The organism is Campylobacter concisus, from assembly GCF_002092855.1.
Taxonomy (GTDB): Bacteria; Campylobacterota; Campylobacteria; order Campylobacterales; family Campylobacteraceae; genus Campylobacter_A; species Campylobacter_A concisus_AI.
Window position 1 is genome coordinate 179,458 of record NZ_LVLC01000030.1, and the last position, 15,666, is coordinate 195,123.

Consider the following 15,666-nt stretch of genomic DNA (forward strand, 5'->3'; position numbering starts at 1 on the left):
ACTTGGTAGCTTAAAAAATAAGATTATCTAAAAAATAATTCATACCAATATAAAAGACAGATTACTTTTAAAAATTAAACTATAAATTTTTGTTGAAGTGGTGTAAAATCTTTATTAAAAATTTTCTATGAGTACTATTTTTGGATCTTTCTAAAAATTTTAGCTATCGATCAATTTTAAAAAAGAAAGATAGCTATATTTATAGTATTAAATTTTAATTGCCTCTGCTTCCAGGTTTGATCGCTTTGCTTCCATTTTTACAAAGTGGGCAATGCTCAGGCTCATAAATTTCAAACTCAAAATTTCCTAAAGCAAAAAATGGCTTATCGCTTGGCAGTTTAGCATTTGGCTTAGCCTCATTGTCTAAATTTGCGACCTTACAAAAGCCGCGATTTGCAAGCGCTGCAAAGCCAACTACCTCGCCGCCAAGGCTCTCTATTACGTGTGCTGCTTCAAGTGCCGAGCCGCCAGTCGTGATGATGTCTTCACAAACGATAAATTTCTCACCTTTTTTCACCTCAAAACCACGTCTAAGACTCATTATCTTTTCAACTCGCTCTGTAAAGATAAAACGCTTCTTTGCCGCACGAGCTAGCTCATAGCCAGCTAAAATTCCTCCAAGTGCAGGCGAGCAAACGCTATCAAATTTAATGCCAAATTTCTCTATCACACAGGCGAGCTCATCAGCTAGCTTTCCAGCCAAAGCTGGGTCTTCAAGTACCTTTGCACTTTGGAGATAAAACTGCGAGTGATTGCCACTGCTTAGTAAAAAATGTCCCTCTAAATATGCCCCAGCCTCTTTATAAATTTTCTCTAAATCCATCGTTTTTTCCTTTTAAAATTTACTCAAAATCTTAACACAAGCCCACTTAAGCCACTCTTTTTAAAATTTAATAAGCCACACATTTGTATAATCTCTCAACACTCACAAAAAGGACGCTCATGCTTATATTTAACCCAGTTGTTTTTAGCATTTTAGTGATGACGATACTTTGTCTATTGCGTTTTAACATCTTGCTTTCTATCCTTATCTCTGCTCTTGTTGCGGGAGTAATGTATAAGCATGGATTTAGTGGATTTGAAAGTGGCATTGCAGGTGGAATAGATAGCCTCTTTACAGCCCTAAAAGAGACTACACAAAGCCTTATAAGCGGTATGCAAGGCAATCTTGAAACATCGCTTAGTTATATTTTACTTGGTGCTTTAGCAGCCGCCATCGCAAATACAAATTTAACTGCTATCTTGATAAATGCTTTGAGTAAATTCCTTAGTTCAAATAAAGTGATTTTTATACTAACTATTGCATTTATAGCGTGCTTATCTCAAAATTTAATCCCAGTTCACATAGCTTTTATACCTATTTTGATTCCACCACTTCTTGCTATTATGAATAAAATGGGAATAGATAGACGTGCCGTGGCTTGTGCTTTGACATTTGGTCTTCAAGCACCTTATGTAAGCCTTAGCGTTGGCTTTGGTCTGCTTTTTCACAATATCCTAAAAAAAGAGCTAGCAAATAACGGCATAACCACATCTATTTCTGATATATCTTCTGTTATGTGGATAGGTGGCGCTTCTATGCTTATTGGACTTATCCTTGCCATACTTTTTTACGGTAAAAAAAGAGTTTATAAAACTTCAAAATTTGAAAAAGAAGAGCTTGATGAGATCGAGCGCGCAAAAAGCCTTGAGATGACTAAAAAAGAGTGGGCGGTTTTAGCTGGTGCAGTTGTGGCTTTTGGTGTGCAAATTTATACTGAGCTGCTACCTCTTGGCGCACTACTTGGACTTTTGGTTATGGTCGTTTTTGGCGGCATCGAATACAAAAAAGTAGATAAAATCATGGATAACGGCCTTGCTATGATGGGATTTATCGCTTTTATCATGCTAGTTGCTGCAGGTTATGGCACTATCTTAAGAGAGAGTGGCGGCATAGACGAGCTTGTAAAATACGCTAGCTTGGTATCTGGCGGCAAGATAGGCGGAGCATTTTTGATGCTTCTTATTGGTCTTCTCGTTACGATGGGTATAGGCACTAGCTTTGGTACGATACCTATCTTAGCTTCTATCTATGTTCCACTATGCGTTAGCCTTGGTTTTGGCATACCAGCCATCATCTTGTTAGTTGGTATCGCTGCAGCTCTAGGAGATGCTGGAAGCCCAGCAAGCGATAGCACACTTGGGCCGACAAGCGGTCTAAATGCTGATGGTGAGCACAACCACATATATGATACTTGTGTGCCTACATTTGTATTTTTCAATATCCCACTCATCATCGGTGGCATAGTTGGAGCTATGATACTTGGATAAAATTTGGCGTTAATTACGCCAAATTTCTTTTTATTTCTTCTACTTTTTATCAATATAAATTTTGGAACATCTTTTGCTTTTGAAAAATATAAAAATTTAAAATGCAAAAAGGATAAGTCAATGATGAGATCACTTTGGTCTGGTGTTTCAGGCCTGCAAGCCCACCAGATAGCCATGGACGTAGAAGGCAATAATATCGCAAATGTCAATACTTATGGTTATAAATACAACCGTGCAAATTTTGCTGATATACTAAGCCAAACTCCAAGAGTCGCTACTGCTCCACAAGGTCAGCTAGGCGGTCAAAACGCTATGCAAATAGGTCTAGGAACGACTATAAACTCAACTACGAGAATTTTCTCACAAGGCACACTGACATCTACTGATAAGCAAACAGACCTTGCACTTCAAGGAAATGGTTTCTTCGTCGTATCTCCAGATGGTGGAACTACAAGATACTATACAAGAAATGGTGACTTTGTCCGTGATAAAGCTGGAAATTTTGTAAACAATAGTGGCTATGTCGTTCAAGGTTGGACAAGAGATGAAGAGACTGGCACTATCGACTCAACTGGACCGATAAAAAATATTGTGATCAAAGAAGGTCTTACTACTCCAGCAAGAGCAACAACAGAAGTAAAGATAAAAGGCAACCTTGACTCAGGCAACACCATAGGACAAAGAAGTACGCCTATTTATTCACTAGACTCTGTTGCTGGTGGACGTGACTATAACAATGACGGAATTTTAAATGCAAACGAAGTCCATAACGAGAATGATGTAAATAATGATCAGTTTTATACAAACTCGAAAAAAGAGCAAAATTTAACAGAGCGTGGCGTCGATCTTGGTGTTACATTTGATGAGCTTGGAAATGGTCTTGCGTTAAGAGATGGACAAGGTATTTGGGTGAGCTATGCAAATGCTAAAACCGAAAAATTTACAGTAGGAAGTGGATTGCCACAAAGTATCGGACAGATAAACCCAGCAGCAACACTTGATATCACAATCAATGGCACAAACATCAAATCTCAAGCTAACACAATAACAAGTATCAGTGATGTTGCAGCTGCGATCAATGCTCAATACAATAAAACTGGCGTTAGAGCTGAAATTTCAGAAGGTAATAAACTAACACTTATAAATAGAAATAACTCAGGCACTACTGAAGAGACAAAAAATATCCATCTAAAAGTAAATGGCGGAAATACTGTTACTGGTTTAGCTGATAAAGATATCATCACAGCTTATCAATATGTCTATACAAGCTCACAAACAACAGCTGTTCATCCAAATAACGATAAAATCGCAAGACAAGTAACAACAACAGAAGATCTTCGCGCTGCTATGCAAGAAGATGCTAGAAACCACGTTGACTACAACGGTGACGGCCAAATAAGAGCAAACTCAGATGCACTAGATGCTGCAAAACTAGCAACCGCAGCACATAGAATAGCACCTGGAACTGGTGGAGCAGCCATAACTAACACTGCATATCAAACAGCTTATAATACAGCATATACCGCTGCAGCTGGTACTCCAGATCAAAAGCATGCAGCTGGTATCGCGGCACTTCAAGCACTTGCAGGTGATGATACAAATGATGGTGTAAAGATTACTGTAAATAAACTAGGTCAATTTCAACTAGAAAATCCATCAAATGAAGTAGCAGATCATGCACTTTACATGACAACAACTGGCCTTACAAAGCCAGCTCAAGGTACAAATAATTCAGCTGTAAATGAAAATGTTAGACTTACAACTATTATGAAAGCACTTGATGGCGCACTAAGCCCAGGCCAAGCTCTAAGAGCAAGTGGAAAGATGATGATGTCAAGCCACGGCTCAACGGCAGAAATTTTTGACTCACTTGGCTCAAAACACACAGTTAGTATCAAATGGACGAAAACGGGCACTACAACAGATGGTGGAACTGAGTGGAGCATGGTTATACAAGTGCCAGAGCCAGCTAAGATAAACTACACAGGCGAGGGCCCAGATAACGTTATAACTGGTACAGCTAGATTTAACGCAAATGGCTCACTTGCAAGTTTCCATCCAGCAACGATAACATTTTCAGCTAACAACGGCTCACAAAGTGGCCAAAACATTAGTTTAAATTTTGGTCTTGGAACTGACTTTAACGGCTTAACAAGCTTTGATAAAGACTCATCAACTGAGTCAATCTCGCAAGATGGCTACACAGGTGGCACATTAAACGGCATAAAAATAGATGAGACTGGAACGATAATAGGCTCATTTTCAAATGGCCAAAGCTTTGGCCTAGCTAAAGTAGCACTTGCTACCTTTACAAATAACGAAGGTCTTCAAAGCGAGGGCGGAAATGTCTTTTCACAAACCGCAAACTCAGGCGAAGCAGTTATCGGTGCAGCTGGTACAGGCGATAAAGGAACGATCGCAGCTTCAAAACTTGAAGCTAGTAACGTCGATCTAAGCCGTGCGCTAACAGATCTTATCGTTATTCAAAGAGGTTTCCAAGCAAACTCAAAAACGATCACAACAAGTGATGAGATGTTAAATACACTTCTTCAATTAAAACAATAATAACTAAGACTTTTACAAAAGGGAGCGTTTGTCTCCCTTTAAAATTTATGCTTTAAATTTACAAATAAAATCAGCCTTCTTTTTGTAAAATGTTAAAAAATTTTACAAAAGAGAAAAAATGCAAGTAACACTACTAAATCACACTCCACTAAATATTTGCTCTCACGCTATCCGCACATGCTGGCAAAGCTTTGATAAAGGCGATAACGGCGGCGAAAAAGATGTTGAGCTAATAGATAGAGTAGGCAATAAATTTAAACACGCCTCCACCTTAGAGCACCTATACTATAACTTCTACATCCAAGGTATCTCTCGTGCGCTGCTTCAAGAGCTAGCTCGTCACCGCTTAGCGAGCTTAAGCGTCAAATCAACTCGCTACACACTAAAAGAGCTAAAAAAAGAGGAGAAATTTGAAGCAGGGCAGTTTGAGCGTGCGGCTAAATTTATCGTACTAACAAATGACGAACTAGTCGATAACGCAAGCATAAAAGCACTTGAAAATTTACGTGAAATTTTAGCTACAACGACAAAGAGTCTTGACATAGTTAAATACTGCTTGCCAGAGTGCTACAAAACTGAGCTTACATGGAGCATAAATGCTAGAAGCTTACAAAATTTCATCTCTTTAAGAAGCTCAAAATCAGCCCTTTGGGAGATAAGAAATTTAGCAAATGCCATCTACGATGCCTTGCCTGATAAGCATAAATTTATATTTGAGAAGTGTTTGCCAGATGATGAGTCAAACTAACATTTACGTTAGTATGATTTGTGATTTAGAAGTGATGAAATGTCAGTAAATTTACTTTTGTAAAATGTAAAGTAGCTCGTCTACGTGGATGTTTCTAGCTTTTAAATTTCTGCTGCCGCGGTAGGCATTGTATTTTTGACGAAGCAGATGAACCTTGCCCATCTGCTTTAAATTTTTATCAAATTCATCTTGGTTGATAAAGCCCTCTGAGTTAAATGAAATGAGTATAAATTTTGCTTTTAAATTTGCTATCAACTCGAAAAATGCCTCGCTTGCTGACGATTTTTTATTAAAAACTGATCTGTTCCAATCCTTTGCGATACCAGAAATTTTTGAAATTTTACTTGGCTCTTCGTAGCTTGCGATGAGATTTAGCATGAAGTAGTTTGAGCCGTATGGGTGCTGGTTATATGGCGGATCAAGATAGACTAGATCAAGCCCATCAAGCTCTTTTGCGAGCAAATTTGCATCCTTTTGATAGACCTCAAAAGGCACTTTAAAATTTGAGAAAATTGGCTTAGTCAAATTTATATCAGAAGTGATTCTTGAGATGGCGTTTTGCCCCCTACCGCCAAACTGACCGATGCCCTCTTTATTTTTATGAAAACCTTTAAAAATTCCACTCGTATTTGCATGTACGCTTGCATTATAAAGTAGTGGGGCTATGAAAAATTTTCTCATCTCCTCTGGCATTAGCTCATCTATGAGCCTTCTTGTAGTGTCGATGAAGATAGCATTTTTTCTTGTGTAAAAGACCCGCTCGCCCTCGGTAATATTTTTATCATCTTGTGGGGCGTAAAGTTTTGTTATAAAGCCTTCAGAAAAACTATTTTTTATCTCTTTTTCAAGCTTTTTTTGCCAAAAATTTATCTCATTTTTTAGATCATTTGTGGCGTTTTGCAGATAGCATGAGTTTGTGATAAAGCTATAAAGCTCCAAGTCGTTTGCGACTAAAAATTCGCTATTTTGCTTTAAAAACCTAGCCACCACGCCACTTCCGCTAAAGAGGTCGCAGCAGCTAAGCTTTTCTTTTTTAAGCTCGTCTTTTGCATATTTTACGCCTAGATCTATAAAGCCTAAAAGAGAGCGTTTATTACCAAGATAGGTTAAAATTTGCTCTTTTAGATAGGCTTGATTTTCTTGTTTAGCTGGCTTCAAATCAGTGCTTTTTTAGTCCCATAGCATCAACGTCAAGCTTGATCTCATCGTTATTTATGATGACTAGACCTTGTGCTAAAATTTTGTTTGCTATGGCGTGTGCCTCATCAAGCGAGTGCATCTTGTAAGTGCCGCATTGAAATTTATTTAGCTCTGGGATTTTATCTTGGTCTTTGACTTCTAAAATATCTTTCATAGAGGCTAACCATGCCTTTTTTACGGCTTCTTCGTTAGGTGTGCCAATGACACTCATATAAAAACCAGTTCTACAGCCCATCGGTGAGATGTCAATGATCTCTACTCCATTGCCGTTTAGATGGTTTCTCATAAAGCCAGCAAACAAATGCTCTAATGTATGAGTACCTTTTTCTGGCAAAATTTCTTCATTTGGCTTGCAAAATCTCAAGTCAAAAACACTTATATCATCACCCTTTGGCGTTTTCATACTTTTTGCTAGTCTTACTCCTGGGGCTTGCATTTTTACGTGATCTACACAAAAACTATCAAGTAATGGCATATCTTCTCCTTTAAATTTTTGGTAATTCTAGCGTAAAAAATATTTAAAATTTAAAGGCTCATGCAAAATTTCACATAAGCCTTGCAATATTTGAATGTTTGTGGGTATTAAAATAATAAAAATTTTACTTACTATTATAAATTTCTCATATATTCTGTGCTATAAATACCTTGAATACGTCTTTCCATGTCACTATACCAACTTTTTGGAATAGTGGTGAGAGAGTTAAATTTCTCTAGTAAATTTAAATTTTTATTTGGAGCGTAAAAAAGTCTATTTACTTCTAAAATGCTCATATAAACTGGATCTTTTTCTATAACTTCTATCACGTCGCCCACTTTGCACGATCCTGGTGTTATGACGCGGTAATACCAGCCAGTAAGGCCAGTTTCAAAGATGTGAGTAGCCATATTTTCATTGCCCCATCTTTTTGAGAGCTTAAAGCAAGGCTTTCTAGGCTGCGATACTTGAAGCACAAGTGAGCCGATTTTATGTATATCACCTACACAGACACTACTCTCATCGAGTCCATCAATGCATAAATTCTCACCCATAGCTCCATAAGCCATATTTTTTAATCCTAAAAAACTCTCCCAATCGGCGTAATTTGCAAATGAATTTGCAAAAACTGCCTTTTCAGGGCCGCCATGGTGCTTTGTATCAGCGACACTATCACCCACAAAGCCAAGTTCATTTGCGAAAATTTCGCCATTTTGAGCTACTTTAAATATAGCTGAACTCCATGGTGTATTTAGCTTATTAGTAGCACTTTGCGAGCCGTAGTTTTTCACCTCACCAATTAGTAATGCTTTTACTATTGCCATCTTTTTCCTATCAAAATTTAGCTTATTCTTAAATTATTTGCATGAGTTAGCGCGATCGCGATTGCATCGGTAATATCAAGCGGTTTTATCTCTTTATTTATTCCTAAAATTTTCTTCACCATAAATGCCACTTGCTCTTTATCAGCTTTAGCCTTGCCAGTGACCGTCTTTTTCACCTGAAGCGGTGTATACTCGGCAAAATCACCATGAAGCTGTAAAATTTTAAGGCTAAGTGCCCCTCGAAACTGAGCAAGCTTTAAAACCGTTTTTGGATTGTAGGCAAAAAATATATCTTCAATTGCGACCTCGTCAAATTTATGGTTTTTAAAGATGAGATCAAGCCCCTCGCAAAGCTCGGTAATCTGATACTGAAGTGTGTTTGGTTTTATTTTTATGAGTCCTGCTTCAAGAAGAGTAGTTTTAAATTTATTTTTTTCAAGTATTGCATAACCACAATTCTTCGTACCTGGATCGATTCCTAAAATTTTCATCACTATCTTTTCAATACTTTTTCACGACTTTTTCACGATGTGAAAAAGTTTGTCAGAGTTTAACAAAGGTTTTATTAAATTTAAGATAGTATCACTATAAAAATTCTCGAAATTTAAGGCATAAAAATTTGATAGCAGACGAAATTTTAGAAAATCTTTCAACACAAATTTCACCTGAAGAATACCAAAGCTATATCAAGCAATTAAAATTTAACGAAAAGGCTTCAGACGATCATATTATAGTATTCACTGCACCAAATGAGTTAATGGCTAAATTTATAAATACAAGATATGCTGATAAAATCGCTCATCTATATGAAGTTAGAACAGGCATAAAACCAAATATAGAAATTTCATCTACTAAAAGTAGCAAGGTATCAAAACAAAATCAAATAAATGTTAAGCAGATAAAAACGCAAAGTAGCATTTTAAATCCAAGCTACACATTTGAAAATTTTGTCTGTGGAGCTTCAAATCAATACGCATTTTTAAGCGCAAAAGCAGCCGCTGAAAAACCTGGCGTACTTTATAATCCACTTTTTATATATGGAACGACGGGACTTGGCAAGACTCACTTACTCCAGTCAGTCGGAAATCACTGCCTAAATAAAGGAAAAACCGTTATTTGCGTAACTAGCGAACAATTTATGATAGATTTTACCAGTCACATAAATAACCACTCAATGCCAAAATTTCGTGAAAAATATAGAAACTGCGATGTTTTACTAATAGACGATGTGCAGTTTCTTGGTAAAACTGATAAAATCCAAGAGGAATTTTTCAACACATATAATGAACTTTTAGCAAAAAATGGTCAAATAGTTATGACTTCAGATCGACCTCCAAAGACACTAAAAGGCTTTGAGGATAGGATGATTTCAAGATTTGATAAGGCTTTTATGGCTGATATTACGCCGCCTGAACTTGATACAAAAATAGCCATCATCATCAAAAAATGCGAATTTGATAAAATCGATCTAAATAAAGAGGTCATAAACTACATAGCTACAAACATGGGGGATAATATCCGTGAGATCGAGGGAGCTATCATAAATTTAAACGTATTTAAAACTCTTATGAAAGAAGAGATCACACTCGATCTTGCAAAAAGTATATTAAAAGATTTGATCAAAGAAAAACGTGAAAATATAAATTTCGATACTATCGTTGAAATAGTTAGTAAAGAACTAAATATCAAACAAAGTGATATAAAAAGCAAATCAAGAGTTACAAATATCGTAGAAGCAAGACGAATCATCATATATCTTGCAAAGATGCTTACAACAAACTCAATGCCACAAATTGCAAACTATTTTGGTATGAAAGATCACAGTGCCGTTAGTCATAATATTAAAAAGATAAATGAGCTAATACAAACTAATGAAATTTTTAGTCTAAAAGTTACTGAATTAAAAAATAAAATTTTGACAAAAGGATAAAATACAATATGAAATTTGTGAATAAATGTGAAAAAGAAAATATAATTTTTCACATTTCAAATAGCTGTATTTCGGTGTTTAAAAGTACTTTTCACTTTTTAACATCACCTACTAAAACAAAAAAATTAAATTTAAAAATAGAAGGAAGTTTTTAATGAAGGTTTTAATAAACAAAAATATGCTTGAAAGCATAGTAACAAATACAAATCCATATCTTGAAAAAAGAGATCTTAGTGCTATAACTTCTCACATTTATATCTCAGCAAAAGATGGTGTTTTAAACATAAAAGCAACTGATCATGAAATAGGTCTAGCATATAAGCTAAGTAACGTAAAAATCGTAGATGAAGGTTATGCAACTGCAAATGGTAAAAAACTACTTGACATTATAAAAAGTCTAAAAGACGAAGAAGTGATGTTAGAAACTGTAAACAACTATCTTTATATAAAACAAAAAAACTCAAAATACAAACTTCCAATGTATAAATTTGAAGATTTCCCAGAGTTTCCAACGATTGAGGGCAAATCAAAATTTGATGTTGACGCTGTTATGTTAGGAAGAAGTTTAAAGAAAATTTTACCAAGTATTGATAGCAATAACCCAAAATTTGAACTAAACGGAGCTTTTCTTGATATTAAAAAAGACTTTATAAACATCGTTGGTACTGATACAAGAAGACTTAGTGTATTTAGATTTCAAACACCAACTGAAAAAGAATTTTCACTAATAATCCCTAAAAAAGCTATCAATGAAATACAAAAATTATTTTTTGACAAGATAGAAATTTACTATGATGAAAATATCTTAATCGCTCAAAGCCAAAATTTTGAATTTTTCACAAAACTTATAAATGGTAAATTTCCAGATTACGAGCGTGTAATACCAAAAGAGGTAAGAAAAAGACTTCAGCTAAGTAGAGATAAGATGATAGAGGGTATAAAAACTATCTCAATGCTAAGTGATACAATGAAAATATCCTTTACGAAAGACAATATAACATTTGAAAGTGTTATAGAAGATAATTCTGAAGCAAAAACTACGATAGATTATCAAACTGGTTTAGAGCTTGGAGATGAATTTTTCATAGGTATAAAAAATAGATATTTACTTGACTTTTTAAGTAGTATCGAGGATGAAAATTTTGAGCTTGGATTTAATGAAAGCTCACTAGCATTTGTTGTAAATTCAAAAGAATTAACAACAGTAATAATGCCGATAAATTTATAAGATAAGGCAAGATTATGGAAAATAATTACGGCGCAGAAAATATTAAAGTACTAAAAGGGCTTGAGGCGGTCAGGAAGCGCCCGGGCATGTATATAGGTGATACTAACATAAGCGGTCTTCACCATATGATCTATGAAGTAGTTGATAACTCTATTGACGAAGCGATGGCCGGATACTGCGATACGATAGATGTTGAGCTTACACGTGAGGGCTCAGCGATCATCAGCGATAATGGCCGTGGTATCCCAGTGGATATGCACCCAACTGAAAAAATTTCGGCTGCGACTGTTGTTTTGACAGTGCTTCACGCTGGTGGTAAATTTGACAAGGACACTTATAAAGTATCTGGCGGTCTTCACGGCGTTGGTGTATCTGTTGTAAATGCTCTTTCTAAAAAGCTAGTCGTAAATATCAAACGTGATGGCAAACTTCACAGACAAGAATTTGCAAAAGGTATCCCGCAAAGCGATCTTGAAGTTATAAAAACTACAAACCGCACAGGCACACAAGTCGAGTTTTGGCCAGATGATAGCATATTTGAAGTGACTGAATTTGATGATGAAATTTTAGTAAAAAGATTTCGCGAGCTAGCATATCTAAACCCAAAGATAACTATAAATTTTAAAGATCAAAGAAATGGCAGAAGCGAGAGCTTTCATTTTGAGGGTGGACTTGAGAGCTTTGTAACTGATATGAACAAGGCAAATGCTGTCAGTAAAGCAGTATCATTTAGTGGCGGCGAAGATGACGTGCTTGTTGATTTTGCGCTGCTTTATAACGATACTTATAGTGAAAATTTATTAAGCTTTGTAAATAACATCAAAACTCCAGATGGTGGTACACACGAGGCTGGATTTAGAGCAGGCCTTACAAGAGTTATCACAAACTACGTTCAAGCAAACGCTGCTGCACGTGAAAAAGATACAAAGATAACTGGCGAAGATATCCGCGAGGGATTAATCGCAGTTGTAAGTGTAAAGGTGCCAGAGCCGCAGTTTGAAGGACAAACAAAGGGTAAACTAGGCTCAAGCTATGTAAAACCTATCGTTCAAAAGATGGTTTTTGATGTGCTTACAAAGTATTTTGAAGAAAATCCTATCGAAGCAAGAGCGATAATGGATAAAGCTCTAATGGCAGCTCGTGGTAGAGAAGCCGCTAAAAAAGCTAGGGATCTAACTCGCAAAAAAGAGAGCATGAGCGTAGGCACATTACCTGGCAAATTAGCTGACTGTCAAAGCAAAGATCCAGTAATTAGCGAGCTATATCTAGTGGAGGGCGACTCTGCGGGCGGTTCTGCAAAGCAAGGACGTGATAGGGTTTTTCAAGCGATATTGCCGCTTAAAGGTAAAATTCTAAACGTTGAAAAGGCAAGACTAGATAAAATTTTAAAGTCTGATGAGATAAAAAATATGATAACAGCGCTAGGGTGTGGCATCGGAGATGAATTTGACGCTGAGAAGCTTAGATATCATAAGATCATCATCATGACCGATGCCGACGTCGATGGTAGCCACATTCAGACGCTACTTTTAACTTTCTTCTTTAGATTTTTAAATAAAGTTGTAGAAAATGGCCACATCTACCTAGCTCAGCCGCCACTTTACCGATATAAAAAAGGTAAGAAAGAAATTTATCTAAAAGATGAAAAGGCGCTAAATGAATTTCTCATCGAAACTGGTATCGAAGGTGTTGATATAGAGGGTATAGGCAGTGCTGATTTGATTGATTTCTTAAAGATCGTTGCAGCTTATAGAAGCGTCTTAAAAGAGCTTGAAAAACGCTTTAACGTCTTTTCAGCGATCCGCTATATGATAGAAAATCCAGACATTGTCTCAAAAAGCTACAATGAAATTTTTGAAATTTTAAAGAATTTCTTAAAAGCTGAGGGTCACAATATACTAAACCACTACGTTAGCGAAGATGAGGTTAGAATTTATGTGCAAACTGAAAGCGGCCTAGAAGAGCTTGTAGTAAATGAAAATTTATTCACAAATCCACTTTACGAAGAGGCGCTTTACATCAGCCAAAAGATAAAAGAGCGCGGCCTAGACTTGCATAGTGACGTTATAGATGTGCTTGATGAAGTAGAGAAAAATGCGAAAAAAGGCGCATATATTCAGCGCTACAAAGGTCTTGGTGAGATGAACCCTGAGCAACTTTGGGAAACTACGATGAACCCTGAGAACAGAAGACTTTTAAAGATCAATATAAACGATGCTATAAGCGCCTCTGACACGTTTAATCTCTTCATGGGCGATGAGGTCGAGCCAAGAAGAAACTACATCCAAGACCACGCAAAAGACGTTAAACACTTAGATATTTAAAAGGTGATCAAAATTAATTTTGATCTAATTAGCAAAAAATAAAGGATAAAAGATGAGCGAAGAGCTAGATATGAAATATGGCGAAAAAATTTTGAAAGAATTTGACGTAGAGAGTGACCTTGAGGTCTGGGAAAATAAGCAAACAAGGGACTATGTCATAAAGATCACTCTGCCTGAGTTTTGCTGCCTTTGCCCTCGCTCTGGTTATCCTGACTTTGCGACGATATATCTTGAATACATCCCAAACAAGCTAGTTGTCGAGCTAAAAGCGATAAAGCTTTATATAAATAGCTTTATGAACCGAAACATCAGCCACGAAGATAGTATAAATGAAATTTACTCTGTTTTAGAAAAAAAACTTGAGCCAAAATTTATGAAGATAGTGGGTGACTTTAACCCACGTGGAAATGTTCATACAGTTATTGAGATCAGCTCTGATCTAGTGGTGAAAAAGCCAGCTGAAGAGAAAGAATTTACTCCAAAAAGTAGGGAGAGAAGTTTTAGTGATAAGCCACGTGAGAGACGAAGTACAAGTGATCGTGGCAGCAGCAGGGGCAGCAGAGATGATAAATTTAAAAAAGATGACAAGCCAAGAAGAAGCTTAAATAAAGAGGGCTTTAGAAAGATAAGCTATGCCGATGATAAAAAGCCAAAAGTAGTCAAAAAGGATAAATAATGATAAGTGCTAAGCTTATAGAACATATCTTTAAAGCAGCATCTATATCACGTTGGAATGACTATCCAAAGATGACAAATTTAGTCGAGCTTGATAAGCAGGCTCATAAATTTATCATCGCTTATTTCATAGCAAAACAAGAGCAAGACGCCGATATGAACTATATCATTGAGGCTGGAATTTTTGAGTTTTTAAGTAGGGTCGTAGTCACAGACATACGTCCAGACGTCTTTCACCACATCCAAAAGACAAAAAAAGAGCAGATAAATAGCTGGGTTTTAAGTAATCTTGATAGCCTTATTTCAGATATTGAAGATGGCGAGTTTTTAGAGAGATTTAAAAGTTATTTTAAAAGTGACAAAAAGCATGAAAAAGAGCGTCTCATTCTAAAAGCAGCTAGCTATCTTGCCACTAGATGGGAATTTTCTATCGTCTATCAAACGAGCCAGTTTTTAAGCGATATAGAAGAGCTTAAAGCCAAGGTTGAAGAGGAGATGGAGGATTATTACGAGTTAATTGGCGTTAGAAAGATCGCTATGAATCAAAAATTAGCCCGCCTTGTTGATCTAAGTGGTAGGCTAAGGTTTCAAAAGCGCTGGGCACAAACGCCTCGTATCCCTGAAACTGCAGTCTTAGGACATATGTTAGTTGTTGCAATACTTAGCTATTTTTATTCACTAAAAGCAAAAGCTTGCAAAAAGCGTCTAGAAAATAACTTCTTTTGTGCGCTATTTCACGACCTACCAGAGAGCCTCACAAGAGATATCATAAGCCCTGTAAAATACGGCGTAAAAGGGCTAAATGAGATCATCAGCGAGTATGAGATGAGGCTTATTGATGAGAGGATTTTGCCATTTGTGCCTGAAAAGATCAAAGATGAGTTTAGCTACATCCTTGGCATCAGAAAAGATGGCGAGAAGTTTATAAAAGATGAGTTTGAAAATAGAACTTATGAGCGCAAGATCATCTGCCACGAAGGGACGATGGAGAACGTAAATGAGGATAAATTTAACCCAATCGATGGCAAAGCGCTAAAATACTGCGACAAGCTCTCAGCCTACATCGAAGCTGGAATTTCTATAAGCTACGGCGTCAAGTCAAAAGAGCTAACTGATGGCTTTAATAATATGTATAAATTTTTTAGCGAAAAACCTAAGATCGACGGAGTTGATTTTTTAGAAATTTGCGATGATTTTAATGAACACTTTGGTTTAGAAAGACCCCCTCTCAGATGACTGCGGCACACACTTAATACAAGTGCTCTGCTGTGTTCCCACCCTGAAGCGGTGCTCATAAAAAGCATTGCACAGGTCTAAGAAGGAGCTTCGCAATCATACAGAAACTATACTTAAATTTTGTTTTATAGTTACATTTTTAAAAATTTAG

At 36.5% G+C, this 15,666-nt stretch carries 13 protein-coding genes and 1 other RNA gene; 8 read left to right on the plus strand and 6 right to left on the minus strand.

Features of this window, described 5'->3' with window-relative positions; genetic code table 11:
- Window positions 1–214: 214 nt before the first annotated feature.
- Window positions 215–823 carry an orotate phosphoribosyltransferase gene (gene pyrE, locus A3223_RS08645; protein WP_084109957.1) on the minus strand — a complete coding sequence of 203 codons (609 nt, stop codon included), beginning with the start codon at window positions 821–823 and terminating at the stop codon, window positions 215–217.
- A 119-nt stretch (window positions 824–942) separates the two neighbouring features.
- On the opposite strand from pyrE, the gene A3223_RS08650 reads away from it, so the two are divergent.
- The 3 genes from A3223_RS08650 (at window position 943) to thyX (ending at window position 5,623) form a co-directional block, all read left to right on the plus strand.
- Window positions 943–2,310, plus strand: coding sequence for a Na+/H+ antiporter NhaC family protein (locus A3223_RS08650; protein ID WP_084109958.1), 1,368 nt, complete (start codon window positions 943–945; stop codon window positions 2,308–2,310).
- Window positions 2,311–2,430: 120 nt separating this feature from the next.
- Window positions 2,431–4,875 (plus strand): flagellar hook protein FlgE, encoded by a 2,445-nt coding sequence (gene flgE / locus A3223_RS08655; RefSeq protein WP_084110027.1) that lies wholly within the window; start codon window positions 2,431–2,433, stop codon window positions 4,873–4,875.
- Window positions 4,876–4,993: 118 nt separating this feature from the next.
- Window positions 4,994–5,623: an FAD-dependent thymidylate synthase gene (thyX, locus tag A3223_RS08660; RefSeq protein ID WP_084109959.1), complete on the plus strand. Its 630-nt coding sequence runs from the start codon at window positions 4,994–4,996 to the stop codon at window positions 5,621–5,623.
- A 51-nt stretch (window positions 5,624–5,674) separates the two neighbouring features.
- Here the strand turns inward: thyX and A3223_RS08665 are convergent, their stop codons facing one another.
- The 4 genes from A3223_RS08665 to ruvC all read right to left on the minus strand — a co-directional run bounded on the left by A3223_RS08665 (window position 5,675) and on the right by ruvC (window position 8,619).
- Window positions 5,675–6,781: a DNA adenine methylase gene (locus A3223_RS08665; protein ID WP_084109960.1), complete on the minus strand. Its 1,107-nt coding sequence runs from the start codon at window positions 6,779–6,781 to the stop codon at window positions 5,675–5,677.
- A gap of 1 nt (window position 6,782) precedes the next feature.
- Window positions 6,783–7,298 (minus strand): S-ribosylhomocysteine lyase, encoded by a 516-nt coding sequence (gene luxS / locus A3223_RS08670; RefSeq protein ID WP_084109961.1) that lies wholly within the window; start codon window positions 7,296–7,298, stop codon window positions 6,783–6,785.
- A gap of 134 nt (window positions 7,299–7,432) precedes the next feature.
- Complete coding sequence (locus A3223_RS08675; protein ID WP_084109962.1) at window positions 7,433–8,122, minus strand: MOSC domain-containing protein; 690 nt, start codon at window positions 8,120–8,122, stop codon at window positions 7,433–7,435.
- Window positions 8,123–8,139: 17 nt separating this feature from the next.
- Window positions 8,140–8,619, minus strand: coding sequence for a crossover junction endodeoxyribonuclease RuvC (gene ruvC, locus A3223_RS08680; RefSeq protein WP_178140253.1), 480 nt, complete (start codon window positions 8,617–8,619; stop codon window positions 8,140–8,142).
- 122 nt (window positions 8,620–8,741) lie between these two features.
- On the opposite strand from ruvC, the gene dnaA reads away from it, so the two are divergent.
- The 5 genes from dnaA to A3223_RS08705 all read left to right on the plus strand — a co-directional run bounded on the left by dnaA (window position 8,742) and on the right by A3223_RS08705 (window position 15,515).
- The gene (gene dnaA, locus A3223_RS08685) at window positions 8,742–10,052 is read left to right on the plus strand and encodes a chromosomal replication initiator protein DnaA (RefSeq protein WP_054195855.1); all 1,311 of its coding nucleotides are present in this window, start codon (window positions 8,742–8,744) and stop codon (window positions 10,050–10,052) included.
- A gap of 154 nt (window positions 10,053–10,206) precedes the next feature.
- Entirely contained in the window at window positions 10,207–11,280 is a 1,074-nt protein-coding gene (dnaN, locus tag A3223_RS08690) for a DNA polymerase III subunit beta (protein WP_084109963.1), read from the plus strand.
- A 14-nt stretch (window positions 11,281–11,294) separates the two neighbouring features.
- The gene (gene gyrB / locus A3223_RS08695; protein WP_084109964.1) at window positions 11,295–13,604 is read left to right on the plus strand and encodes a DNA topoisomerase (ATP-hydrolyzing) subunit B; all 2,310 of its coding nucleotides are present in this window, start codon (window positions 11,295–11,297) and stop codon (window positions 13,602–13,604) included.
- A 52-nt stretch (window positions 13,605–13,656) separates the two neighbouring features.
- Entirely contained in the window at window positions 13,657–14,280 is a 624-nt protein-coding gene (queF, locus tag A3223_RS08700; RefSeq protein ID WP_257639280.1) for a preQ(1) synthase, read from the plus strand.
- Entirely contained in the window at window positions 14,280–15,515 is a 1,236-nt protein-coding gene (locus tag A3223_RS08705; protein WP_084109965.1) for an HD domain-containing protein, read from the plus strand. The genes queF and A3223_RS08705 overlap by 1 nt, the downstream gene beginning before the upstream one ends.
- Here A3223_RS08705 and ffs read toward each other — a convergent pair.
- Window positions 15,502–15,599: signal recognition particle sRNA small type (gene ffs / locus A3223_RS08710), an RNA gene on the minus strand. The two genes, A3223_RS08705 and ffs, sit on opposite strands and share 14 nt — an antisense overlap.
- Between the last annotated feature and the right edge of the window lie 67 nt (window positions 15,600–15,666).